The sequence below is a fragment of the Rhodococcus sp. ACPA1 genome (genome assembly GCF_002300195.1).
Classification (GTDB): Bacteria; Actinomycetota; Actinomycetes; order Mycobacteriales; family Mycobacteriaceae; genus Rhodococcus_F; species Rhodococcus_F opacus.
In genome coordinates this window covers 410,633-435,767 of the sequence record NZ_NSDX01000002.1, presented here as the reverse complement: position 1 = coordinate 435,767, position 25,135 = coordinate 410,633, and the positions used below count along the sequence as shown (strand labels likewise).

Below are 25,135 nucleotides of genomic sequence, written 5' to 3'. Positions count from 1 at the left end.
TGGTACCGCACCGAGCGACGCGGACACATCATGTCCTACTTGCTCGCAACAGGTCGCCGGTCAGCAATCGGCAATCGGTATGCCGATAGGCGTTCGGCTTGCGGACAGACCGCCTTGCCGCGCCGGCGTCTGGTGTCCGTGATCCGTCTGTCGTTGTTGATCGTCGACCTCGGCCGCGAATCGTTCACTCGATCGCGTGGCAGGCCGTGTATCGAGAAGTCGAAGGATCCGGTGAGGCGCGTCTGATACCGAACAATCCGAATGTCGGCCAGCGTCGGTCGAATTATATACTTCCCAACAGTTTTCACTGTTCGCGACCCGGCCGAGATGCTATCGGTGCGGATGGCTGCAAGAGTTCGGCACGGGTGCCGGGCATGCCGCTGTCACCGCGTTCGGAGGATTTGACTGCCAGAACCTGGTTGATCCCGAGCCTATTCGCCGAAAACGCCAACGCGGCGCCGGCCATGTAGAGCCGCCATACCCGAGCCCGCCCGGCGCTGCTGCACGCCACCGCTTCGTCCCAGTTCGCCTCCAGGTTCCCCACCCAGGCCCGCAGGGTCAGCGCGTAGTGCTCGCGCAGCGACTCGACGTCGCGCACCTCGAACCCGGCCCCTTCGAGTGCCTCGATCATCGGCGCGATCGGTTCGATTTCTCCGTCGGGGAACACATAGCGATCGATGAAGGACGTTTTGGAGAACTTGGCAGCGGGTTTGCCTGGTCGTCGCGAAATCGCGTGGTTGAGCAACCGCCCCCGCGGGCGCAGCAGCGCGAACAGGTCCGCGGCGTAGGTCGCCAGCATCGCGGCGCCGACGTGCTCGGCCATGCCGATGCTCGAGATCGCGTCGTAGGGACCGTCTGTGACGTCGCGGTAGTCCTGGACTCGGATCTGCACCAACTCCCCCACGCCCGCGTCGACCATCCGTTTGCCGGCGTAGTCCGCCTGCTCGTGGGACAGGGTGACACCGACGACGTGCACGCCGTAGTGACGTGCCGCGTGCAGTGCGAAGGTCCCCCACCCGCAGCCGACGTCGAGGACCCGCATCCCCGCGGTCAGGCCGAGCTTGCGGGCCACCAGATCGCATTTGGCGTACTGGGCCGCGTCAAGATCCTCGCTCGGCTGCGACCAGTACGCGCACGAGTAGGTCATCGACTCACCGAGCACGAGTCGATAGAAGTCGTTGCCGACGTCGTAGTGGTGGCTGATCGCGGCGGCGTCACGATCCTTGTCGTGCCGGTGCCCGCGCGCCGGCTTCATCTCCTCCGCCGGCGGCTTCGGTGGCAGGCCGATGATCCCGAGACGCAGCGCCGCTGTCGCCAGTGCCTTCTTCGTTTGCTTGTCGATCCGCACACCGGGGCCCCTGCTCGGGTCCGACACCTGCTCCAACACGTCCAGCCCGGCGAGCAGGTCTCCCTCGATGTCGATGTCGCCGGACACGTAGGCCCGGGCGAAACCGAGATCGTTGGGCGCCCACAGCAACCGCCGCAGACCACGCCGATTGACGATGTGCACCTGCCACGGCGCGTCCGAAGGCCCGCTGCGACTACCGTCCCAACACCTGATCCCCACCGGGACCTGTGCACCCACCACCGCTCGGACCAGCGGCGCCACCGTGTCAGCGACCGTCATACCTACCTCCGTCGAAGTTTGGGGTCCGACCAGCCCACAGGCGTGTCAATCCGCATCACCGTCCCGCAAACCCACCTCGTCGACCATATCGATGGAACCCCCGTCGCCGCACACCTTCACACCAATTCCCGCTCGGCACAACCCTGCCCCTGAACGCCGCTCGGCTTCACGCGCCGACCGCGATGGCGCACTGCAACTCCGAGCGAACGGATCAGGCGCCATCGGCTCCGGCGTTATGATTGCGTCGACGAGTCCGTCCGAGAGCCAGGGGTGCCGATGTCGGATCTGGATCAGGCGTTTACCGATGCACAGGAGAACGTCAAGAAGCTCACCTCGCGGCCGGCCAACGATGAGCTACTACGGCTGTACGCGCTGTTCAAGCAGGGGTCGAAGGGTGATGTCGAGGGCAAGCGGCCCGGTAGGTTGGACATGGTCAACCGCGCCAAATACGACGCCTGGGCTAAGTTGGCGGGTACGAGCAGCGCCGATGCCAAGCAAGGCTACGTCGACCTGGTAGCCAAGCTGACGCAGGGCTGAGTTCGGAGATTCCGTCCCTGCCCGATCGCCCATCGAGAGCCGAATTGTGTCGCCGCAAGCCGACGTGCGCCCGCACGCGCAGGCGTGCCCGGTGTGCAGGACGTCGTCGGCGGGATGTGCGGCGCGCGCATCGAGATGGGAGTGTTCGGGCAGCGAACCCGGCTTTCACAGCGGGCAGGCCGCTGGCTCTGTGCGGGTCGAAGCCGGAGAAGTACATCGTTCCTCGAAATCAGCTCCCTTTGGCCTTGGACAAAACCGGCACACGCGGAGAACGGCGCTCCACGGCGAACCTGTCAGTTTCACTAGTCGCCTGCACGGCGTCCTGTGGTGTTTTGAGCGGGCGCAAAGGGTCTTCCGATACCTGCGATCAAGTGCTGTGCACTGTCGCCGGCATTTGTACGCCCGCGCCGGTCGGTTGTGATGGGTTCGGAACTCCACTGTGGCAAGGCGGGACCTCGAGGCACAGTGGGCGAAGACGGGTCGGCGGTCCAGGACAGGCCGACCGTCATCGGCGGAGGGTTTCCGAGGGCGACTCGCCGAACTTTTCGCGGTACTGCACCGAGAATCGTCCGAGATGGAGGAATCCACACCTGGTAGCCGCATCGGACACCGTCGTCGTCGACGGATCGGCGTCGAGGAGCCACGTGCGGACCGCCTTCATTCGGACCTCGCGCAGGTATCCCATCGGGGTGGTGCCGTAATACTTCTTGAAACCGTCTTGAAGTGCCCGCACACTGATTCCCGTGGCCGATGCGACATCCTCGACGGTAAGCAGTTCGTCAGCGTGGTGCTCGAGGATTTCGACTGCGCGGCGAATAGTTCGAGGCGCCACCGGCACTGGCCGCTGCAACACTTCGGTGTAGTTGTGGGGTTGGGCCACGATGAGCTGACTCAGCAGCAGTCGTTCGAACTCTTTCATGACGATCGGCTCGGTGGGGAGAGATCCACCGTTCTCCATCTCGGCACGCAAGAGCGTGAGCATGCCGCGCCACGATTGGATACCCGGTCGGTCCAGCTCCATGTGGGGGTCGAACCGCAGGGGCTTGCGGAGCGGCGCTCCGAGTGCCTCTTGCAACTGCCTCTCCATGCTCTGGCGATCGAGGCGAACGATCAGCTGCCGGTTCCCTGGGTGCCACTGCATGGTCACCGACCCGCCCGGTTGCAGGATCGATGCGACGGCGGGCGTCGACTCGAACGTTTCTGAACCCCAGGTTATTTCCGCCACTCCGGAGAGGGGAATCTGTATGAGATAGAAATCGTCGAGATCACTCGGGCGAATGCACATCCCGGTGCCGTAATCCAGGTAGTGCAGGCCGACAGTTCCGGCGGTGGCCGAGTGAAACCTGACGGGCGAGGCGCCATCGGTCCCGATGGGTTCGAGCGTATGTGGGCAGAAGGCGGACCCCACCGCCGACCTGACCTGGTCCAGATCGATTGTGTGAACCTGTTCGAACCGCGCAATGGGCAACGCAGTCGCCCCGTCCGCAGTTGATCTCGGCTCCATCGCCATCCTAGCCTTCCAGCGCGCGTGAAATAGCGACATCAGAACGACCGTCACAATCTCTACGTACGCCATCGTACCTGCCTGGGATTTCTCACGAAGCGCGATTTCCCCAGCTGCACTACTCCGACGACAGCCGACCCGGCTCACGGCAGGGCAGGGAGGGAAGCAGGTGGTGGTGGGGTACCTCCCCAGTGCGGCACCCGTCGGCCTGACGTGATTTCTTGGGATAGCCCTGCCCTGGGAAACACGGCTTCCGCAGATCCGAGCCATCCGGGCGGGTGCCGCCGGGTGTCTATCTCGCCGGGATCTCGTCCTCACCCCAGGGGCCGATCAGTACGCCTTCCGGCTCCGGCGGTGGTCCTCCCGCCCCGTTGAAGGTGAGTGGCTGCATCGGGGCGGTGTTGACGTTGAGAGAGAAGATGTCGAAGCGGTTGTAGTGGCCGATGATGTCGTGCATCTGTTTCGGTGCGATGCATCGTGCCAGGTCGATCTCGCCGTAGACGATCCCTTCCTTGTCGACCAGAGGTTCGGACACTGGGCGCCCGTCGGGTCCGAAAATCCCTGACAGGGCGCTGCGTTCGCGCCGTAGCATATGCGCCGCTTCCTCATCGTCCCCGGCGACGATGTCGATAATTTCCTCGGACACAGTCGAGCATGAGACGACGGAGAACAGTTTGCCTTCGAAGGCGTGCGCCGCGGTGCGGATGGCGATGGCGTCGGCCATGTCGTAGTCCTTGGGCGCCACCGGGAGGGAGATGTAGTTGGCGACGTGCACGAGCTCTCCCTGCGCCAGCAGCGCGAAGCGGGCGAGGGTGTTGGTGTTCTCCCCGCAGGCGAGGACACCGAGCGGACCGACGTCGGTTTGATGCACCCGGAGCGTCGACCCGTCGCCGTTCGTCCAGGTCAGCTTCTCAGCCCAGGTCGGTACCAGTTTCCGGTGAACAGCGATCAGGGAGCCGTCCGGTCCGATCGTGAGGACGCTGTTGTACAGCACTCCGAGGCTGTGTCGGCCGCGTTCGTTGACGCCGATCACGACCGTGGTCTTGGTGGCTGCCGCAGCGGCACGGAGGGTGTCCAGATGGGGGCCGGGAATGTCGATGGCGGCGCGGTACAGCCGTTCGAACCACTCCCCTCCCTTGACCGGGTTCATCGTCCAGTTCCAATACGGATAGCCGGGGACGAACACCTCGGGGAAGGCGATCAGCGTGGCGCCGGCGGCGGCGGCCTCGTGGATGAGTCCGACCGCTTTCTCCACGGTGGCGTCGGGGTCGAGATACACCGGGGAGGCCTGCACGGCCGCCGCGGTGAAACGCGGGAAGGTGTCCATCAGTGTGCCGCCTCGGTTATGGCGCCGGCGCCTGGGCGCCAGCGTTGGTGGATGTTGTGCTCGGTCGCCCCGAACAGGGCCAGCTGGGGCCGCGCCCGTCCGGCTGTGGGCGGCTTCGCCGATCCGGCAGCGTAGAGAGTCGGCCATTGGCCACCAGCTCCGCGGTATCCGATCTCGGCGGCGGCGTGCAGGGTCCAGGAGGGGTTGTGCAGGTGCGCGCGGCCGATCGCGATGAGGTCGGCGCGCCCGGCCAGCAGGATCGAGTTGGCGTCGTCGTCGGAGGAAATGGCACCGACGGCGATGGTGGTGATGCCCACGTCGGCGCGGATTCGCTCGGCGAAGGGGGTCTGGAAGCCACGGCCGTACTCGGGGCGCTCCTCGGCCACGACCTCACCACTGGAGACGTCGATGGCGTCGACTCCGTGTTCGGCGAACGCCCGCGCGATGGCGACGGCGTCGTCGATGGTGGTGCCGCCTGGGTGCCAGTCGACGGCCGAGATACGCACCAGCAGGGCCTTGCCTTTCGGCCAGGCCGCCCGGACCGCATCAATGACCTGCAGCGGGAATCGGAGGCGGTTCCGCAGGCTTCCGCCGAAGTCGTCGGTGCGCTGGTTCGTCAGCGGCGACAGGAAGGTCGAGAGCAAGAATCCGTGACCGGCCTGGATTTCGAGGACATCGAATCCGGCGGTGTCGGCAGCCCGGGCGGCCCGGGCGAAATCCTCGGCGATGCCCTCCAGCTCGGAAGCGTCGAGTTCGCGGGGCGCGGGGAGGTCACCGAACGCGATCGTGGACGGGCCGACGGTCTCCCAGCCCTTGTCACCGAGGGACGTACCGAGGGTTCCGGCGGCGGGAACGGTGGTCGCACCCTTGCGTCCGGAATGGTTGAGCTGGACGCCGATGGCCGCGGTGGTGTTGTTGTGGACCAGATTGGTGATCCGACGGTAGGCGAAGATTTGTTCGGGGGCGTACAGGCCGGCGCACGCGGGTGTCACGCGTCCGGCAGCGCTGACGGCGGTCATGCCGGTCATCACCAGGCCGGCGCCGCCGAGTGCCGCGCCGGCCAGGCGTGCGAGTTCCGCGTCGCCGACTATCCCGTCCGTGGCGGAGTAGGTGGCCACGGGTGCGGCGACGATGCGGTTCTTCAGCCGCGTGTTCGCGATCCGATAGGGCTCGAACATCGGACGGGGCGGCTGTTCGGTGGAGTCCGCCGGCTGGGCACGGTGGTACCAGTCGTTGAGGGTGTCGATGTATTCCGGATCGCGGTCGCGCAGGTTGTTGTAGGTGACGCGGCGGCTGCGGGTGAGCAGGTTGAAGCCGAACTGTGGCGGTTCCTGCCCGACGGAGTGCTCGATCGACTCGAACCACTCCAGGCTCGCCTGTGCCGCACGTTGCGTGGATTCGACGACGGGTCGCCGTTCCTGCTCGTAGCGGAGCAGGGCCTGTGCGACGTCCCGGTCGTCGACTGTCAGGCTCGCTGCGAGAGCGAGGGAGTCCTCCATGGCGAGCTTGGTCCCCGAGCCGATGGAGAAGTGCGCGGTGTGCGCGGCATCGCCGAGGAGGACGATGTTGCCGTCGCGCCACGACGTGTTGCGGACCGTCGAGAACTGGATCCAGCGGGAATTGTTGGTCAGTAGCTGGTGCCCATCGAGATGCTCGCCGAGCAGGCCGGCGCACAACTCGACGCTTTTCGTATCGCTCTGCCCGACGGCGAGATCTTCGGCGGCGAGGGTGTCGAATCCCGCGTTACGCCAGGTCTTCTCGCTCATTTCTACGATGAAGGTGCTGCGTTCACTGCTGAACGGATAGGCATGCACCTGGATCGGCCCGAATTCTGTCTCCGCGACGATAAAGGTGAACGCGTCGAAGATCTTGTCGGTCGCCAGCCACATGTAGCGGCAGTTCCGAACGTCGAGGTCGGGTCCATATGCTTCGGGACGCGCCTTGCGAGTGACCGAATTTACCCCGTCGGCCGCCACCACCAGGTCGTGCGTACGGGCGAGATCTTCCGCGGAGGGGGCGATGGTTTCGTATCGCACGTCGACACCGCGTTGTGCGCACCGCGTCTGCAGGATGTTGAGCAGGGTCCGTCGCTCGATGGCCGCGAACCCGTGTCCTCCCGAGGTCAGCACCTCACCACGGTAGTGGATGTCGATATCGGACCACCGCGCGAACTGCGCTTCCATCTCCGCGAAGATCGCCGGATCCGCCGCAGTGATTCCGTCGAGGGTCTCATCCGAGAAGACGACGCCGAAGCCGAAAGTGGTGTCGGCGGCGTTACGCTCGAATACCGTGATCTCCCGTCGCGGGTCGAGTTGCTTGGCCAAAGCGGCGAAGTACAGGCCGCCCGGGCCGCCCCCGATGACGGCGATCTTCAACGACGGCAGGCCGGCGTCGACTCGCGCAGAACGCGCTGTTGCTTCTCGACTGGTCACTGGGTCACCACTGCTTCCTGGGCACGAATCGTGCCGAATGCGTCAATTACGGGTTGCGGCCAGGGCGTCGATGTCGGCGACTGCGGGGTGGCGTGGGCGACGACGAGGGTTCCGTCCGCCGCCACGCCCTCCATGCCGCGCACCTCGAAGGCGTACTGGAGTGAGGTGTTACCCAGGCGAACAACCTCGAGGGTCACTGTCACCGTTTCGCCGAACCACAGCCGTGATCGGTAGTTGATCTCGTGGCGGACCCGGGGAGTCTCCCCGAACAGCCACGCCAGATCGCGCTCGCGGAGCAGTGCCGCCTCGGCGGCTTCCACGAATCGCACGATGCACGAATGATGTTGGTGGCCAGCAGCATCGGTGTCATACCACTCCACCGTCCGCTCGATCGTCACTTTCGCCATCTGTCACTAACCACCTTTCATCGAAGCCGATGACCGAACTTTATAGCGCTCTTGTGACTATCGTCAAGCGCGGTGTATATTCGGTTTTGCGGCGGGCGGTGACAGCTTGCACAGTTCGATCGAAATCCACGCAGGTTCAGGTCGGCCGCACGCGCCCATTGCCATACACATGCGTCGCCGACGAAAGGGAGGAACCCACATGTCACTCAGTGACGACGTTCTCGGTCGGGCTCGGGTCAAGGACACCGAAGCCTTGGAAGCGTTCTATGACGAACTCGGCAAGCGCGACACGGTGGCGCTATGGACCGTGGCCAACAAGATCGAGCCGTGGTTCCCGCAACCGGCGTCCGTGCCCATCCTCTGGCGCTATGAGGACATCCGCCCGTTCGTCATCGACTCGCTCGACCTGGTCAAACCGGAAGACGCCGGGCGACGGGTGGTGGCCCTGGTCAACCCCGAGCGCAAGGACGTCACCGCGGCTGTCGGCCTGCTGTACACCGGCCTACAGGGAATGGGACCCGGAGAGTCGATGACCGCACATCGCCACATGGCGGCCGCCCTGCGCTTCGTCGTAGAAGGCCAGGGCGCCTGGACGGTGGTGGACGGACAGAAACTGAAGGTCGGCCCCCGCGACTTCGCCATCACCCCCAGCTTCACCTGGCACGAACACGGCAACGAGGGCTCCGACGAACCGGTCGTCTGGCAGGACGGACTCGACATCCCCCTGGTCAATGCCCTCGACGCCGGGTTCTACGAGGTTCACCCCAATCACTGTCAAGAGCAGGGGGCGGTGATCAACTCCTCGCTGCTCACCTACGGCGCGGGCCAACTGCGTCCCGTGGGCTTCGAGGACGGCTGGACCAAACCGTACTCCCCGCTCTTCGCCTACCCCTGGGAACCCACCTACGCGGCCCTGCAGAACGCGGCGAAAGCGTCGGAAGGATCCCCCTTCGACGGCATCCTGCTCGAATACTCGAACCCGCGTACCGGCGGGTCGGTGATGCCGACGTTGAGCGCTCATATCCAGTTGCTCCGGGCCGACCAGCACACCCGCGCCCACCGGCATACCGGATCGGTCGTCTACAACGTGGCCAAGGGAGAGGGCTATTCGGTCATCGCGGGCCGGCGATTCGACTGGAAGCAGGGTGACATCTTCGTCGTGCCCTCCTGGGCGTGGCACGAACACGCCAACCTCGGCACCAGCGACGACGCGGTCCTGTTCTCGTTCAACGACTTCCCAGTGATGCGCTCGCTGGCCTTCTGGCGCGAGGAGGCATACCTGGAGAACGACGGTCACCAGCCGATCCGGTAACCCGCCCCGTACACCAAGTCTCACCAACCCCCAGAATAGGGACCGTTCATGATTCTCCTGACCTTCTCCACTCGTGACAACACCCCCCGGCTCGGCGTCCAGCGCGACGACACGGTCATCGACGTCTCCGCCCTGGCACGGAGCACCGGCGCCGAGGCGCCGGCCGACCTGGCGACCCTGATCAGCCAGGGCAGTGCAGGACTTGCCACGCTGACCACGCTGGTCGGCGGGGACGAGGCGCAGCAGTTCAGCCTCCCGATCTCGGAGGTCACCGTGCACGCCCCGCTGCGCCCGGGCAAGATCATCGGGGTCGGCCTCAACTACACCGAACACGTGGCCGAGTCGGCGCGGACCCTCGACACCGACAAGGAACTGCCCCAGCGCCCGGTGCTGTTCAGCAAGCCGGCGACGGCCGTCGTCGGCCCCGGCGAGCCGATCCGCCACAACGCGAACCTCACCAATCAGCTCGACTGGGAATGCGAGGTGGCCGTGGTCATTGGTCGCACCGCAAAGAACGTCTCGGCGGCCGACGCCCTCGACTACGTCTTCGGATACAGCATCATCAACGACATCAGCGCCCGCGACCAGCGCCGCGGCGGCCAGTGGTTCTTCTCCAAGGGCCAGGACTCCTACGCACCCTTCGGGCCGGTCGTCCGCACCGCGGACGACCTCACCGACCCGCACGACCTGGACCTGTCCCTGCGCGTCAACGGCGAAGTCAAGCAGAAGTCGAACAGCCGCTACATGCTGTTCAAGATCCCCGAACTGATCGAGGACATCACCTCCGGAATGACCCTCGAGCCCGGAGACGTGATCGCCACCGGATCCCCCGCCGGCGTCGGCGCCAGCTTCGTTCCCCAGCAGTTCCTCTCCCCCGGTGACATCGTCGAATGCACCGTGGAATCCATCGGGACGCTGAGCAATCCAGTCATCGATGCTCGCTGACACCTGCTCGATCAGAAAGGAAACCCGGTGAACAACCGCCCTTACCGCATCGGCCAGATCGTGCCGAGCTCCAACGTGACGATGGAAACGGAGATCCCCGCCCTTTTTCGCGCGCGGGAAACCGTCGCCCCCGAGCGATTCACCTTCCACTCCAGCCGCATGCGGATGAAGGAGGTGACCAAGGAGGAACTCGAGGCGATGGACGCCGACTCGACCCGATGCGCCGCCGAACTCTCCGACGCGCGAGTCGATGTCCTCGGATACGCGTGCTTGGTGGCCATCATGAGCATGGGCAAGGGGTACCACTGCGTCTCCGAACAGAAACTGGCGCAGATCACCCTCGACAACGCTGCCCCGGCTCCCGTGGTCACCAGCGCCGGCGCGCTGGTCTCCGCGCTCGAGGTGCTGGGAGCGAAGAAGATCGCCCTGGTGGCGCCCTACATGAAGCCACTCACCACACTCGTGGTCGAGTACATCAAGGATCAGGGTATCGACGTCGGCGACTACCGAGCGCTCGAGATTCCCAACAATCTCGACGTAGCCGCGCACGATCCGCGCAACCTGGTGGGTATCGCCAGACAACTCGACCACCAGGACGCCGACGTCATTGTGCTCTCGGCCTGCGTTCAGATGCCCTCGCTGCAATCGATCGAGATCGTGGAAAACGAACTCGGCAAGCCGGTGGTCTCGGCGGCGATCTCCACCGCGCATCAGATGATGCGGGCACTGGATCTGCCCGCGATCGCCCCCGGCGCCGGAGCTCTGCTGTCCGGAAAATACGCCGACGCTCCCTACATCCCGAGCCTGCCGATCGCCGCGAAGTGATCCTTCCGGCCTCGGGCACAGAGTGACCGTGTGGGCCTCGGCGCAATCCGCCGGGGCCCACACGGAACCGTGGACCGCTCATTGGTCGCATGCCGACCCCCACCGCTCGCCCAGACTTTTCGAAGCGGCGCCCTGACGGGTGCGAACCGAGTCGACCAGGCCCGATCACACCTGTCATCGGACCTGTCGCTGTAGGTCGCTCCGGTCTCCGCTGACACCAGGCTCGAGTCGCCGCGATCAACGGGGTGCCACCGCCGCCACGCTGGTGTGATACTGAGGCAGAGGTGGTGACATGTGCGAGCCCACGATAGATCGGCGTTCGAGACCTGACGGCACCGGGCCGCACCGGTGGCGGACGTCATGGTCTGAGTTGGATTGCCCCGACCGAGTTCGTTGAAGGCGCGAACTGGTGGATGACCTCGATCCCTTTGCAACACAAGCCGACGTCCACCCCACTGTCGTCGGCGACCTGATCCTGGACGGCTTCGACGACCCCGTAGAGATCGGACGAGGCGGATTCGGAGTCGTCTACCGGTGCATGGAAACTGCACTCGATCGGACGGTCGCGATCAAGGTGCTCTCCGGGGTGGACGAAGAAAACCGGAATCGCTTCCTCCGCGAACAACAGGCCATGGGCCGGCTCTCCGGACATCCGAACATCGTGACCATCTACCACGCCAGTAGCACGCCCCATGGTCAGCCGTACATCGTGATGGAGTACCACCACCTCGGATCTCTGGAAGCGATCATCCGCCGCGACGGACCGCTCGGCTGGGAGAAGGCACTCGGTGTCGGCATCAACATCGCCCGAGCCCTGGGCAGAGCGCACCAGGCCGGGATCCTTCATCGAGATGTCAAACCCTCCAACATCTTGCTCACCGAATACGGCGAACCCCAGCTCACCGACTTCGGCATCGCCCGCATCCACGGTGGTTACCAGACCGGCACCGGCGTGGTGCTGGGTTCGCCTGCCTTCACCGCACCGGAAGTGTTCACCGGACGGGCACCGACCGTACAATCCGATCTTTACAGCTTGGCCGCGACTCTCTTCTGTCTCATCACCGGCCACGCCGCCTTCCAGCGCCGCGACGGTGAACAACTGGTCGCGCAATTTCTTCGAATAACCTCGGAACCGGTGCCCGATCTCCGCCAGAGCGGCATCCCCGCGCAGGTGTGCAGCGTCATCGAGCGCGCAATGTCGGACGACCCCGCGCGCCGCCAAGAGACCGCAGAGGTATTCGAGCAGGACCTCCGCACAGCCCTACGACGCACCAGCGCCGGATCCCCGGATCTGGTACCCCCGACAGACGCGGACATCACGCAACGCGAGCACACAGACCTGACACCGGGTTCCGACGAACACGCGGGGCCGCCCTCGGTGTCCCCACCCAGTATCTCGACGAAGTACCGGCCACGTACCCAACCCCGCACCCCGGTGCAGCGTCGCCGCCTGATCGAGGCCCTGCACGCCGGCGGGGATCGGCGTCTCGCGCTGATTCATGCACCGGCAGGATTCGGCAAGAGCACCCTCGCCGCCCAATGGCGCGACCTGTTGACCAACTCGGGGGCGCCCGTCGCCTGGCTCAGTGTCGACAACGACGACAACAATGTCACCTGGTTTCTGGCTCACCTCCTCGAAGCGATCGCGCGGATACGACCGTCACTCGCACGCGACCTTCCACAGGTGCTGCAAGAGCAGGGTGAGCAAGCCACACGGTACGTCCTTTCCACACTGATCGACGAGATCCACGACACGGGAGAGGTGATCACGGTCGTCATCGACGACTGGCACCGAGTTTCCGATACGGCGACGATCTCCGCGATGGCGGCACTACTCGACAGCGACTGTCACCACCTGCGATTTACCGTCACCAGCAGAACCCAGGCCGGGCTTCCGCTCAGCCGGCTGCGGGTACGCGACGAGTTGGTCGAAATCGACTCCACTGCGCTACGTTTCGACCTTCCCGAGGCAAAATCGTTCCTAGCCGACCAACGTGGGCTAACTCTCACCGCCGCCGACATAGCCGATCTTCGCGAATCCACGGACGGATGGGTGGCCGCGCTGCAACTGGTCTCACTCTCACTACGGGGACACACCGACCCGAGCACGCTGATCGGTCAACTCTCCGGCCGCCACCACGCGATCGGCGAGTATCTCGCCGAGAACGTCCTGGCCTCACTCGAACCCGAGCTTCTCAACTTTCTGCTCACGACATCGGTGACTGAACGCCTCAGTGGCGGACTCGCGTCGGCGCTGACGGGTAGCAGTCACGGTCAGGCCCGACTCGAGGAGATCGAGAATCGGGACCTGTTCCTGCGACGACTCGACGAGGACGGCGAGTGGTTCCGCTATCACCACTTGTTCGCAGAGTTCTTGCGCCGCCGGCTCGAACGAGACCAACCGGACATGGTCGGCGAACTCCACCGCCGTGCCTCCCACTGGTTCGGTGAACACCACCTGCTCAGTGAGGCCGTCGATCACGCCCTGACATCGGGTGATCCCGACCTGGCGGTGAAGTGGGTCGAACGCGAAGGAATGCGCTTGATCGAACAGTCCCAGATGGCGACGCTGATCGGACTGATCGACAAGCTCCCACCCCAACAGCTGATCGCACACCCGGTGTTACAGATCGCATTGGCCTGGTCGCATGTACTGCTGCATCACCCGGCGCCCTCGGCGCTTCGAGCACTGGACCGCGCCGAAGCGTCGCTGACCCAGCCCGCCCGCGCAGACGAATCCACGACCGCCCTGTTGATCGAGGCCTCGTTGATCAGGGGCGTTGTCGAGCTCTTCGCCGATCGTTCCGACACCCTCAGCGAGCGGATCTCGGACTGCCTCGAGCGCCCCGAGACCGTGCGGCCGTTCGTCGTGTCGGGGGCGGCGAACGTCGCGTCCTTCGAGGCGATCTACCGGTTCGACTTCGCCGCGGCCCGCCGATGGCAGGAGTGGGCGACGCCCTACAACCAGCAGACTTCGGGACCGTTCAGCGTCCTGTACGGATACTGTTTCGCCGGGATCGCCGCACACGAGCAGCTCGACATCACCGCGGCCGAGAGATACTTCCGGATGGCGCTACGGCTGGCGAAACAATCCGGCGGCGGGCAATCGTATGCAACCCGCGTGGCCGGCGCGATCTTGGGAGACTTGCTGTACGAGCAAGGTCATGTGCCCGACGCGGAAGAACTTCTCGACGCCAGTCATACCCTTCGATCCGAGGGCGGCATCGTCGATTTCATGCTCGCGACCTACGGCACCGGATCTCGTATCAAGGCGCTGCGCGGAGATCTCGGAGCCGCGTACCGACTCCTCGACGAAGGGGCTGAGATCGCCGACATGTTGACGCTGCCGCGCCTGTCCGCCCGAATCCGGAACGAGAGGATACAGTTGGCGCTCGCCATTCCTGCGGTTCTCGATGAGCATCCGCGGTGGGCACAGACAGTCCCACGGGACAGCGCCGCCCCGGCATCCCGCATGAGCGGGATCGACCTGCTCACGTGGGAGCTGCACGAAGACTCCGACATTCGACTCCTGCTCCACACCGCCTCGCCGACGGATCGGGAATCGTCGGAGGCGGCGTGTCGTCGATCGCAGGCGCTGGTGGAGCGAATCTCCCGGCAGGCGCGGCCGAAAGCGCTGCTCCGGGCGAGGCTTCTGCACACCACGTGTTTGTTCGCAGCCGGCCGTACGTCGGAGGCGAAAGAGTTCGTGGTACCGGCTTTGGCGCTCTGCGCCGACCGCGAACTCCCCCGCGTCGTGCTCGACGCAGGGTCGGCGGTGGCCGAGGTGGTCGACTCGCTCGAGACCGATCTGCGGCTCGGCAGATGGCAACGAGGATGGGAACGTGTGCCGAGTTCATTTCTCACGCAATTGGTGGACGACTCCGGGTCCAGCGACGCTGGTCATCCGCCGGTGTCCACACGATAGGTCGCGGCACGGGCCGCATCGGTTCGCCGTGGTTGGGTGTGACTGCACCATAGGACGTCAGGTGCAGGCAGCAACCGGCGTACGGTCGCGCCCTCGCTCGGCGGGCGCCGGACGCCGGCTGCATCGACCTACTGCGCGAACCTACCGTCGGCAGGTCGCTGATCGATCGGCTTGCCCTCGCTGCTCGCCCAGCTGGGCATGAGTTCGTTCGAGGGAAGCGTCTTGTCGAGAAGTTTTCTGCCCTGTGCGACGCCGGCAACGGGGAGCCCGTCCGGATCGAGCAGCCCGATCTGCACCAGCACCCCGGCCTGATCCCAGTAGATGTGCTCGTTGTACAGCTTGTCGCCGCGCAGAGTGACAACAGCAACGAGCGGGATCTCGACGTATCGTCCGGTCGGCTCCACACCGGGAAGCATCCAGTCGATCTCGCGGTCGTGCGTAAAGCAAAACAGCTGTTCTTCCACGATCCGATCGGCTCCGACGGTCCGAGAAATCGGGATCGTCTTCGTATCTTCAGGATTGTTGTGCACGAAGTGGTGGGCGTAGAACCGTGAGAGGTCCTTCTGCCCGACGCCGCCGGTCAGCGTCGGGATGTGGTTGACGTAAGGTTCGTCGACCATAGTGGCCATGGTGGCGGGTACGTCCCGGGCCTCGAACTCGTAGAAGATATGCCGGTCCCAGAGTGCAGACAGGTCGTATCGGGGGCCGATGGTGGCGCGCAGCACCTCGAGGGTGCGCGAGTAGGCCAGACCTGCGGAAAGCGGCTCGTAGACATCCCTGCCGTGGGTGGCGAAGGCATGATCGACGCCGGCGTAGTCGTAGATCCGGACCCCATCGTTGCCGTCGAACGCCTTGCGGATGGAGTTTCGGGCATCCTCGGGGCAGTAGGAGTCGAGTTCGGCCAGGTGGAAGACCACAGGAACTGCCAGCTGAGTCGCTTCATCGAGGTGATCGTGGACACCGACACCGTAGTAGCTGATGGCGCAGTCGACGTCGAGCCGGACCGCGGACAGGTACGCCAGCAGTCCGCCGAGGCAGTATCCGATGAGTCCGACACCCCCGACGTGATTGGTCAGACCACGAAGGGCTGTGACGGTGTCGCCGATGTCCGTGATGGACAGGTCCTCGTCGAGTTCGTCCCGCAGTTCGAGTCCGCGAGTGAATCCGGCTTGGTCGTAGCCGAGTTCCTGCCGAGCTCCCGAACGCCAGAACAGGTCGGGGACCAGGACTACGTAGCCTTCCTCCGCATACCGGTCGGCCATGTCCCGCATGTAGTCGTTGATCCCGAAGATTTCCTGCAGAAGTACCAGGCCGGGGCCGGAGCCCTGCGCGGGCTCGGCAAGATACGCGGCGAAAGTCTCACCGGAGCTCGTGCTGATATCGATGTATCTACCCATTGGTTCGTGTCGCTTTCGGTGGGGATGCAGCTGCGCGGCTGCTTTTCAGAAGTCGGGATGCTTGGTCACCAGGCGGTAGGACCCCGAGTGGAAGACCAGCGGTTCGCCGGGGTCGGCATCGTATTGTTCAATCTCACCGAGGAAGATGATGTGATCACCGGCCACGATTCGCTGCACTGTCCGGCATTGGAAGTGCGCGATGGCGTCATCGATCAAGGGAACGCCCGCAATTCCTTCGGTGGTCGCCACGCCGGCGAACTTGTCCTCGGCCGGTGTCGAGAATTGCCGGGACAGATCATGCTGGTTGGCTGCCAGGACATTGACGGCGAAATGTGTCGCACCGGTGAGGTCGGGGAGGCTGGGTGCCTTACTCGCGGGGCACCAGGAGACCAGAGGTGGATCCATGGAAACGGAGGTGAACGAGTTCGCCGTGACACCGATTTTCCGTCCGTCCGGGCCCCTCGTAGTGATCACCGTGACGCCCGTGGCGTACTGGCCTAGGGCTCGCCGTAGATCGCGGGGATCGAACTGGGCCTGCTCGGCGGCCTTCGCGGTCTCGATCAAGCGCCTCGCTTCGGTGTCGTCGAACCACCAGTTGTGCACGGTGCGGGGATCATCGAACCCGGTGGCAATTGCCGACGCCAGGGTCGGCGAGTCCTGCGCGGCGGCGAACAGTCCGAGGACCGGGTCTGAAGGTCCACGGAGTAGGTCGTTGGTCCACGACACGGCCCACTGAGCCCATCCGCGCCAGAACTTGTCGAAGGTGCGTTGCATCCACTGTGTGTCGAAGGGCTGTTCTCCCCGGCCCACGATCGCATCGAGGTAGACGGCGACGGCTTGAGCAGCGTTGTTGCTGCCCTGACCGGTGAGCGGATCGTTGAGGACCACCGCGTCAGCCATGCCCAGCACGACGCTGCCCGATGCGAGTTCGGCCACCGGGCGGCGGACCGTTGGCGTCAGGCGGCCGCGCAGTACCCCGGCTTCGTCGGTCAGGGAGATGTCGCCGGTCCTGGCGAACTCCGACGGGAAGTGTTCGGCCAGAATCTCTTTGGCACGCTCGAGGTGCGCTTGGGGAGTGTGGACATCGTCCCAGCAGTCCATCGGTCCACCGGGGACGCCTTCGAACACCATCACATGGCAGGGTCCGGTGGTGGTCAGCGCCGGGAGGACGAAGTACTCGCCGACCCCGGGGACGATATTCAGCGCGAGGTCCGCGCCGTCGGAGTGCTCGGTGAGGCCGTTCACGTAGGCCAGAGCCAAGGCTCGCTGCGGCCGGTTGTAGGGCGATTTCACCGGATCCGGAGGGAAGAGCCGTCCGAGGTCGCCCTTGCCGCTGGAGATGATGACCAGGTCGTGGCTCTGGGCGAGGATTTCGATGTCCGCGGGGCTTGCCGACTTGATGACCAGATTGCCACCAAGTTCTGCAAACTCGTCGACCCAGTCCGCGCACTTGACGCGCTGATCGACCGACTGGGCGAAGCCGACCAGCGGGGTGGTCACGGCAATTTCGTTGCTGCCGTGCGTTTTCGCCACATTGACCGCCATCGTGTCGATGCGTGGGCACCGCTCTTCCCAGTGGTCGAGCCCGAGATCCCGTTCGATCTGCAGTGCCGAGTCGAACATGCACTGGCTCGACATGACGGGTCCGATCCGGACCTGGTCGGGCGTTCGGTCGGTTACCAGGGTGACCTGATAGTCACGTTTGAGTAAGGCAAGGGCAAGAAGTGCCCCCGATTGTCCTGCTCCCACGATAGCGATGCTGCGCATGGCGACGGTTTCCAATCGATGGTTCGGGCGAATATCAGTTCGCGACGTCGGTGAGGTACTCGGCGGCGGCTTCCGGCGTCATGAACCAGTGGAAGAAGTCACGCGGATCGTCGAACCCGTTGGCGAACCGGCGTGCAATGCGTGGTTCGGTGGCGGCTGCGCGGAGGAGGTTCAGCACATGCTCCGGCGGCGGGCTGAGCAGCGCGTTCGTCCACGCCGCGACGTATTGTGCGTAGTCCCAGTACCGTTCGAAGGTGTTGGTCATGAATTCGGCGTCGAAGGGCCGGTCGCCGTGTTCGAGGATGCTGGCGAGGTATGAAGCAGCGCACTTGCTGGCATTGTTCGAGCCCTGGCCGGTGATCGGATCGTTGAGGACGACCACGTCGGCGAGTCCGAGAATGTTCGCACCGGAGGGCAGTACTCCGATCGGCTTGCGGACCGTGGGCGGGAACCGTCCCGCGAGGAGTCCGTTGTCGTCGGTGAGGGTGATGTCGGCGCAGCGCTCGGCCTCCCAGGGGACGAACGTCTCGACGATCCACTTGGACTTCTCCAGGTGCTCTTCGGGAGTCGTCACGTCCGCCCAGCAGTCCATCGGTCCGCCGGGGATGCCCTCCATCACCATGATCTCGCAGGGCCCGCTGGTGGTGAGGGCGGGGAACGCGAAGTACTCGCCGACGCCGGGGATCATGTTGAACGCGACGGCGGAGTGTTCCTCGCGCGGCACCATGCCGTTGACGTAGGTCAGCGCGAGGGCACGCTGTGGGCGGTCGAAGACCGACCGCGTGGCGTCGCGCTCGAACATCTTCGCGATCTCGCCCTTGCCGGCGGCGAGGATGACCAGATCGGAGTCGGCAGCGAACTCTTCGAGGTCGTCGATCCCGGCATCGAGGTGGATCAGCTTGCCGCCCCGTGATTCGAATTCCTTCAGCCACGCGGGCATTTTCACGCGCTGATCGACCGATTGGGCGGGGATGTCGAGGCGCGATGCCCAGGAGAAGGCCTGGTTTCCGTTGTCGGCGACAGTGAATGAGATGCCCTCGACGGAGGGGCATTCCTCGCTCCAGAGGTCCAGTCCGACGGCGCGTTCGCGGGCGAGGGCCCCGCCGAACATACACTGACTGGACATGACCTTGCCCTCACGGATCTGTTCCGGGGTTCGATTGGATACAACGGTCACGTCGTATCCGGCGTCGACCAGGCCTATGGCGAGCTGGAGTCCGGCTTGTCCGGCTCCGACGATGGTGATTTTGCGCATGGGAGGGGATTCCTTCGGTCGAATGTTATCGGGCGAGAAGCGGGATTGCCGGGGACGACTGTTCAGGACCCATTGCGGAGTAGCCTCCGTCGATGGCCCAGTCGGCTCCGGTGACGAATGCGGCGCGGGGCGAACACAGGTAAGCGATCACGTCGCCGACCTCGGTGGGGTCGCCGACTCGGCCAGCGAGGTGGAATTTCCCGGCTACCCGGTCTGTTTTTGCTCGGTCCGATCCCGAAAGCTCATCCATCACCTTCGACCAGATCCAGCCCGGGCTCACCGAGTTGACGCGGATGTTGTCCCCGGCGAGGTCCATCGCCATGTTTCGTGTCATCTGCACGACTGCGGCCTTGGAGACGGGGTACAGCCATCGCCCGGTCTGGGCGACCTTCGAGGAGATCGAACCGAAGTTCACGATGGCTCCGCCGCCCTGCGCGACCATGTGCGGGCGCACCGCCTTGGCGAACATGGCTGCGCTCACGACATTCACATCGAGAGCGGTGGCCCATTGTGCCCGGCTGGACTCGGCGCCGTCGTCGATGTAGGTGCACGCGAGGTTCACGAGGAAGTCGATGGAGCCGAAGGTGTCGAGGGTGGTAGCCACGCAGGCGTCGATCGCGCGGTCGTCGGTGATGTCGGTCTCGCTGAACAGCGCGTTGGCTTTGCCGTCGACTGCCGTCTTGCCCCCGTCCCGGTCGATGTCGGCGACGACGACATTGACCCCGTTCTCGTGGAGGCGGTCGACGACGCCGTGCCCGATCTTGGTCGCACCGCCGGTGATGATGGCGGTCTTGCCACCGATGCCGAGATAGTCGCTCATGGTCTAGATCTCCTGACTTCGATCACGATGTGATCCGCAACACTAGGAACATTCCGGGTGATGATCTATCCGCTGGACGCGTCGACTGTGCAGATTGCGCTCACTTTGATCGCGTGGGGTCTGGTGAACCCCCGACCCCCCGCAACTACCCCCTCGGCGACTTGCAGGCGACTGGAACTGGCAGATTGACGCCAGCTGCCGAACTGCGAATCCTCGAGTCTTTTTCGCCTGCGAGGACGAGAACAGACCTATCCGCCGAGATCGTGAACACGCCGCCAAGCGGCTGTGCCTGCACTGCCCCGACCAGGTCGAATGCAGACGTTATGCACCTCCAACCGCGAGGCGTACGGGGTGTGGGGCGGCACGTCCGAGTCCGAACGGCGATACGTTCAACTCGCGCCGCCCGCGACGCGCCGGGAGCGAACTCCGCTTCGAATACTGCCGTGGCATCGCCCTCCTGGGCATCGAACCTTCGAGTGAGAATCGCCAAACTGCCTGCGGCAGAGCACCTTCTCATGCCTGATCGCGCAATGGTCCCGCGTCGGCGGCACCACCGAGTGGCCGGCAGACACGGACGAACAGCTACTGCACGAAGCACGTACGCCAACGCTGCACGGCGGCGTCGGCGGCGTCGGCGGCGTCGGCGGCTGAGCTTATTGCACTGACCCAGGTTCCCTGGGAGGAGAGCTGGAAGAGGTGCCCGGCTGGGAATCGGATCCCAAGCCGAAGAGCCAGGCACGCCATGTGCTGAAGTTGCTGTCGCGATCTTTCACAGCGATCGACGGCCGAACCGGCGATTCTTCGAGACGAGCATGCGTCGATTCCGAAGGTCAGTCCGTTATCGCTAGATCGACCGGGTTGACTTGCATAGCGAAACGCCTCGAATGGGTCTCTACGCTTTTCGATCCTGGATGCAGTGATGCGGCTGGGCAACGCCCGCCCGGAATACCCTGCCGATACGCCGGTCGGCATCATCGACGACTCAGACTGCTGAACAACCGCGCTCGCGATTGAACCGCAGTCCGCTTCGAGTCGACATATCAGGTATCGGGTATTTGCCCACAGCATGCGCGTGCGCCGTACCGGCCCCGCACGATGCGTGATCGACCTTTTCACCAACCTGTGCGAATGGCACGAGTGCCGTCACACCTGGAATATTCCAGGCCGCCGCTGGGGTGCCCGCCGATCAGCGTCTTCGAAGCAACGGCTGGCCATGCGACCCGCTTATCAGTTCGAGGTAGCCTCCAGAGCCTCGACAAGACTGTCTCCCAGCTTCATTGTGGCTAGCTTGGCGTCCAGTCGGGCTCCATCTTCGTCGGCGAGCGCGGCATCACGGAGCCCTGCCAGCGAAGTGACCGCGTCGGGTGAGCCCACCAATGCATGGGCCGCGGACATCAACTTGGTGAAACTGTCGCCTCCGTGCTCGTAGGTGGCACCGTAGCCCTTGAGGACACGCTGGCACTCGACGATCTCACGTCCGAGGTCGGCATCGATTGCTGCAGCCTGGAGAGCTTGGTCGATCCATTCCTCGATCGCCGCCTGCTCCCGGACGAACCGCAGTGAACGCGGGCGGAGGGGACGCATTCGCGCCATCGTGCTCAACATCGTGTAACCGGTCACCGAACTCGTGTTCAGTATCATCCCCTTGTGGGTGATCGCGCCGACCAGACGCTGGAACCACTTCGAACGGTGCATGCGGGCCCCCAGTCGGGAGGGCATCGTGTCGGTGATCTCGTCGATCTGTGGATGGAGATACTCACGAACCTGCATCAGTTGGTGCCGTTCCGCGCGCGCTTCCTTGCGGATTCGGTCCATTCGCGCCTGACGGGTCTTCTGCATTGCCACCTGGATTGTGTCCTGGTAGCACATCCACAGCCCGATGTGGCGGGCCGCCTCGATGGTCAACCGGGCCGCTCCCGTGGCGTCCGGATCCAGCTCGGCGAAGCGGATGACCCGGGACAGGTACCGTTCGGCGTAGTCCAGGTTCTGGTACACCGCGGTGCGCACGAGACCGTGGAGGATCATCGACCGCGCCGCTGGCGGGAGGTCGAGGACGCGGTCGGCGAGCGCCCGCAGAGCTGGCCCGACCAGGGTGGAGGGGTCGGTCGCTGCGACCGTCGTGCGTCGAGCTTCTTCCTCGGCTTTTCGGTCCTCCGGCGTCACCGGGCGCGGTCCGATGGAGATCGGAATCGGATTCGACTTCCGCGCGGGGCGTGGTTTCTGCTGTGCGGCAGCGTCAAAACCCGCGGAGAAGGCCTTCAGTGAGGATTCGACACCCTTTCCGAACGCGTGAATCGGGGCCTCGAACTGTTCCCTGCTGAACGGAAGGGTCCCGGATCCGGCAAGGGCACCGAACAACGCGGCACTGATGACGCTGCGACTCTGTTCGGCCATTTCCATGAAGTCTGCGGCGATCAACCGCTTCGAGGCGCGTTGCGCTCCCGCGACGAGTTCGGAGCTGTCGGCGCGGCCGTCGCCGAGGGCCATCTTCTCGTCGATGGAGTACACGCGATTGGTGGAGGTGATCAAGGTCGTCCGGTCGGGTGTGACGAACCCTCGCTGGACGGCTCGGCCGCATTCCATCAGTTCCGAGGCGATGAGGACGTCGACCTCGCCGGGGCTCGGGAACACGCTGAGCACCGGTTCGATTCGGGCCTCGGCTGCCGATGACGGATCCGGCTCGTCGCCGGGTGGGAAGATCTCGACGTAGTAGACCGTCGCCCCGGTGCGCTGAGCGACACCGGCGACGGAGGTGTTCTGCGCGTAGTGGCCGGCGTTCTCGGCGACAGCGACGATCCAGTCGGCAAGCACTCCGCCGCCTTCGCCGCCGAGGGCGACAATCGCCAGAGTGATCGGACGTTGACCGTTGTACCAGTTGGACATCATGCAGCCTCGAATTGTGCGGCGCGGCGCTCGAGGCCGCGGGATGCGATCTTGATCCACCACGAGCGGACGCCGGCGAGGAGCTGTTCGCGACGAGTGGGGTTGTCGACGACGTCGGTGCGATAGAACGACGGGCAGAGAACCGCGGCGTGTGCGTTCGCCCCGCACACTCCGCAGCCGACGCAGCTGTCGAGGACCTCGGCGATCGGGTCGGTTCGCATCGGATCCGGGTTGGGTGCGATCGTCAAGGACGGGCAGCCGGAGATCCGGATGCAGGCGTGGTCGCCGGTGCAGGTTTCGGGATCCACCCCGAACCGCTCGCGCACTACCCGCTTGCCGGCCGCGAGCGCTTTGGTCCGGTCGCGTTTGACGCGACGCTGGGCATTGAGCTGGCACTCGCTTTGCATGACGAGCACCTTGGGCCCGGCCTCGTCGGTAGTGAGGGCCTCGACGAACGTGTCGCGTACCTTGCCGACGTCGTAGGTGTTCTTGATTGTGCGCGCCCATTTGACGCCGATACCGCGGACAGCCTTTTCGATCGGGTGCTGGGTTGACCGGGTGGGGAGGTCGGCTTGGGAGGAGAGCACGTCCTGGCCGCCGGTCGCGGCGGCGTAAGCGTTGTCGACGATCAGGTGGACCTGGTCGCTCTTGTTGAACACTGCATTGCCGACGCCGCTGGTCAGGCCGTTGTGCCAGAATCCGCCGTCACCCATCACCGCGATGCTGCGCCGGTCGGTGTCCTTGGAGTTCAGTGCGGAGGCGCCGGCCGATCCGAGGCCGTATCCCATCGTCGTAGCACCGAGGTCGAACGGTGCGTTCACTGCGAAGAGGTGGCAGCCGATATCGGCGCTGACGTGGTGTTTGCCGGTCTCCCGTTCGGCGAGCTTCAGGCCGCTGAAGATGGGGCGCTCAGGGCAGCCGGTGCACAGGCCCGGCGGCCGCGGCGAGATGACCTCGGATGAAACCCTGGGGGCTGTGGGGCTCGTCGGGTCATCAGGATCGCGCAGCAGTGCCGGCCGGTGCTGGACGGCATCGGGTAGGTACTGCTTGAGGAACTCGTTGACGCCGCGGGTGACGACCGTCGAGGTGTACTCGCCGGCGAGTGTCAGCATGTCCTTGCCGTGTAGGGCGGCGGGGATGTCCGCTCGGCGCAGGATCGCGTTGAGGTTCTGCTCGATGTAGTCGGGCTGGCCCTCCTCCAGAAGGAGGACGGCGCGTTTGCCCTGGCAGAACTGGATGATCTCGTCGTCGATGACCGGGTAGGTGACGTTCATGACGTAGGTCGGTATCTGGGTGCGTCCAAATGCGTCGGAGCAGCCGAGCAGCTCCAGCGACCGGTTCAGCGTGTTGTACAGACCGCCCTGCACGATGATGCCGATGTCGGCTTTGTCGTTGCCGAAGACCTCGTTGAGGCCGCGGTCCTTGATGAACTTGACCGCCGCCGGCCACCGGTCGTGGATCTTCTCCTTCTCGTGCAGGAAGCTGGCCGGCGGGAGCACGATCCTGTCGACATCCCGCAGCGGATTCTCGAGGGCGTCGGTGACCGTCATGGGCGGGCGCTTGTTGTCCTTGGCGTCGAATGCGCCGTGCAGGTGGCAGGAGCGGAGCCGCAGATCGAGCATCACCGGGGTGTTGCTCGCCTCGGACAGCTCGAAGCCGACCTCGACCGCGTCGACGATCGCCGAGACGTTGGGCCGGGGATCGAGCAGCCACATCTGCGACTTCATCGCGAACGCGTGGGAGCGCTCCTGCATGATGCTCGAGCCTTCACCGTAATCCTCGCCGAGGATGACGAGCGCGCCGCCGGTGACGCCGCCACTGGCCAGGTTCGCCAGGGCGTCCGAGGCGACATTCAAGCCGACGGTGGACTTGAAAGTCACCGCGCCGCGCAGCGGATAGTGCACCGAGGCTGCGAGCATCGCGGCCGCGGTGGCCTCCGACGCGCTGTTTTCGAAATAGACGCCGAGTTCATCGAGGATCTCGTGCGCGTCACCGAGGACATCCATCAGATGCGAGATCGGTGCGCCCTGGTAGCCGCCGACATAGGCGACACCGGATTGCAGCAGCGCCTTGGTGACGGCGAGGATGCCCTCGACGTGCAACGTGGTGCCGGCGCCGTTGCGGAGTTGTTCGACCTCGGCGGCGAACGAACGTTCAGCCATTTTCTCTTTC

General features: G+C 64.8%; 17 protein-coding genes. 6 read left to right on the top strand and 11 right to left on the bottom strand.

Annotation, left to right across the window (positions count from 1 at the left end; translation table 11 throughout):
• Window positions 1-304 precede the first annotated feature (304 nt).
• Window positions 305-1,627: a cyclopropane-fatty-acyl-phospholipid synthase family protein gene (locus tag CJ177_RS08510; RefSeq protein ID WP_025432493.1), complete on the bottom strand. Its 1,323-nt coding sequence runs from the start codon at window positions 1,625-1,627 to the stop codon at window positions 305-307.
• Window positions 1,628-1,903: 276 nt separating this feature from the next.
• On the opposite strand from CJ177_RS08510, the gene CJ177_RS08505 reads away from it, so the two are divergent.
• Window positions 1,904-2,164 (top strand): acyl-CoA-binding protein, encoded by a 261-nt coding sequence (locus tag CJ177_RS08505; protein ID WP_061696868.1) that lies wholly within the window; start codon window positions 1,904-1,906, stop codon window positions 2,162-2,164.
• 505 nt (window positions 2,165-2,669) lie between these two features.
• Here the strand turns inward: CJ177_RS08505 and CJ177_RS08500 are convergent.
• The 4 genes from CJ177_RS08500 to CJ177_RS08485 form a co-directional block, all read right to left on the bottom strand.
• On the bottom strand, window positions 2,670-3,668 hold the full coding sequence (locus tag CJ177_RS08500) for an AraC family transcriptional regulator (RefSeq protein ID WP_257014436.1): 999 nt from the start codon (window positions 3,666-3,668) through the stop codon (window positions 2,670-2,672).
• Between the two features lie 292 nt (window positions 3,669-3,960).
• Complete coding sequence (locus tag CJ177_RS08495; protein WP_095867564.1) at window positions 3,961-4,995, bottom strand: carbon-nitrogen hydrolase family protein; 1,035 nt, start codon at window positions 4,993-4,995, stop codon at window positions 3,961-3,963.
• Window positions 4,995-7,427 (bottom strand): FAD-dependent monooxygenase, encoded by a 2,433-nt coding sequence (locus tag CJ177_RS08490; RefSeq protein WP_257014435.1) that lies wholly within the window; start codon window positions 7,425-7,427, stop codon window positions 4,995-4,997. The genes CJ177_RS08495 and CJ177_RS08490 overlap by 1 nt, the downstream gene beginning before the upstream one ends.
• Window positions 7,424-7,834: a thioesterase family protein gene (locus CJ177_RS08485; RefSeq protein WP_095867563.1), complete on the bottom strand. Its 411-nt coding sequence runs from the start codon at window positions 7,832-7,834 to the stop codon at window positions 7,424-7,426. Before CJ177_RS08485 ends, CJ177_RS08490 begins: the two co-directional genes overlap by 4 nt.
• Window positions 7,835-8,033: 199 nt before the next feature.
• Between CJ177_RS08485 and CJ177_RS08480 the strand changes: the two genes are divergently transcribed.
• The 4 genes from CJ177_RS08480 (at window position 8,034) to CJ177_RS08465 (ending at window position 14,841) form a co-directional block, all read left to right on the top strand.
• Window positions 8,034-9,146, top strand: a complete 1,113-nt coding sequence (locus tag CJ177_RS08480) for a cupin domain-containing protein (RefSeq protein ID WP_025432491.1) — start codon at window positions 8,034-8,036, stop codon at window positions 9,144-9,146.
• Between the two features lie 48 nt (window positions 9,147-9,194).
• Window positions 9,195-10,091: a fumarylacetoacetate hydrolase family protein gene (locus CJ177_RS08475; RefSeq protein WP_005241487.1), complete on the top strand. Its 897-nt coding sequence runs from the start codon at window positions 9,195-9,197 to the stop codon at window positions 10,089-10,091.
• Between the two features lie 27 nt (window positions 10,092-10,118).
• A complete protein-coding gene (locus CJ177_RS08470; protein ID WP_025432490.1) occupies window positions 10,119-10,916 on the top strand; it encodes an Asp/Glu racemase in 798 nt (265 codons plus the stop codon).
• Between the two features lie 409 nt (window positions 10,917-11,325).
• Window positions 11,326-14,841, top strand: a complete 3,516-nt coding sequence (locus CJ177_RS08465) for a serine/threonine-protein kinase (RefSeq protein ID WP_095867562.1) — start codon at window positions 11,326-11,328, stop codon at window positions 14,839-14,841.
• A 128-nt stretch (window positions 14,842-14,969) separates the two neighbouring features.
• On the opposite strand, the gene CJ177_RS08460 is transcribed toward CJ177_RS08465, so the two are convergent.
• Genes CJ177_RS08460 through CJ177_RS08445 form a run of 4 tightly spaced genes read right to left on the bottom strand, consistent with a single transcriptional unit; the run spans window position 14,970 to window position 20,080 of the window.
• Entirely contained in the window at window positions 14,970-16,238 is a 1,269-nt protein-coding gene (locus tag CJ177_RS08460) for a dienelactone hydrolase family protein (protein WP_095867561.1), read from the bottom strand.
• 45 nt (window positions 16,239-16,283) lie between these two features.
• Window positions 16,284-18,005 carry a styrene monooxygenase/indole monooxygenase family protein gene (locus CJ177_RS08455; protein WP_061043974.1) on the bottom strand — a complete coding sequence of 574 codons (1,722 nt, stop codon included), beginning with the start codon at window positions 18,003-18,005 and terminating at the stop codon, window positions 16,284-16,286.
• Window positions 18,006-18,039: 34 nt separating this feature from the next.
• The gene (locus CJ177_RS08450; protein ID WP_061043975.1) at window positions 18,040-19,260 is read right to left on the bottom strand and encodes a styrene monooxygenase/indole monooxygenase family protein; all 1,221 of its coding nucleotides are present in this window, start codon (window positions 19,258-19,260) and stop codon (window positions 18,040-18,042) included.
• A 25-nt stretch (window positions 19,261-19,285) separates the two neighbouring features.
• Entirely contained in the window at window positions 19,286-20,080 is a 795-nt protein-coding gene (locus tag CJ177_RS08445; protein ID WP_061043976.1) for an SDR family oxidoreductase, read from the bottom strand.
• A gap of 184 nt (window positions 20,081-20,264) precedes the next feature.
• On the opposite strand from CJ177_RS08445, the gene CJ177_RS08440 reads away from it, so the two are divergent.
• Window positions 20,265-20,603, top strand: a complete 339-nt coding sequence (locus CJ177_RS08440) for a WhiB family transcriptional regulator (protein WP_257014468.1) — start codon at window positions 20,265-20,267, stop codon at window positions 20,601-20,603.
• Window positions 20,604-21,307: 704 nt separating this feature from the next.
• On the opposite strand, the gene CJ177_RS08435 is transcribed toward CJ177_RS08440, so the two are convergent.
• Window positions 21,308-22,966 (bottom strand): indolepyruvate oxidoreductase subunit beta family protein, encoded by a 1,659-nt coding sequence (locus CJ177_RS08435; protein WP_037179210.1) that lies wholly within the window; start codon window positions 22,964-22,966, stop codon window positions 21,308-21,310.
• Window positions 22,963-25,125 carry an indolepyruvate ferredoxin oxidoreductase subunit alpha gene (locus CJ177_RS08430; RefSeq protein WP_095867560.1) on the bottom strand — a complete coding sequence of 721 codons (2,163 nt, stop codon included), beginning with the start codon at window positions 25,123-25,125 and terminating at the stop codon, window positions 22,963-22,965. The genes CJ177_RS08435 and CJ177_RS08430 overlap by 4 nt, the downstream gene beginning before the upstream one ends.
• Window positions 25,126-25,135: the final 10 nt, after the last annotated feature.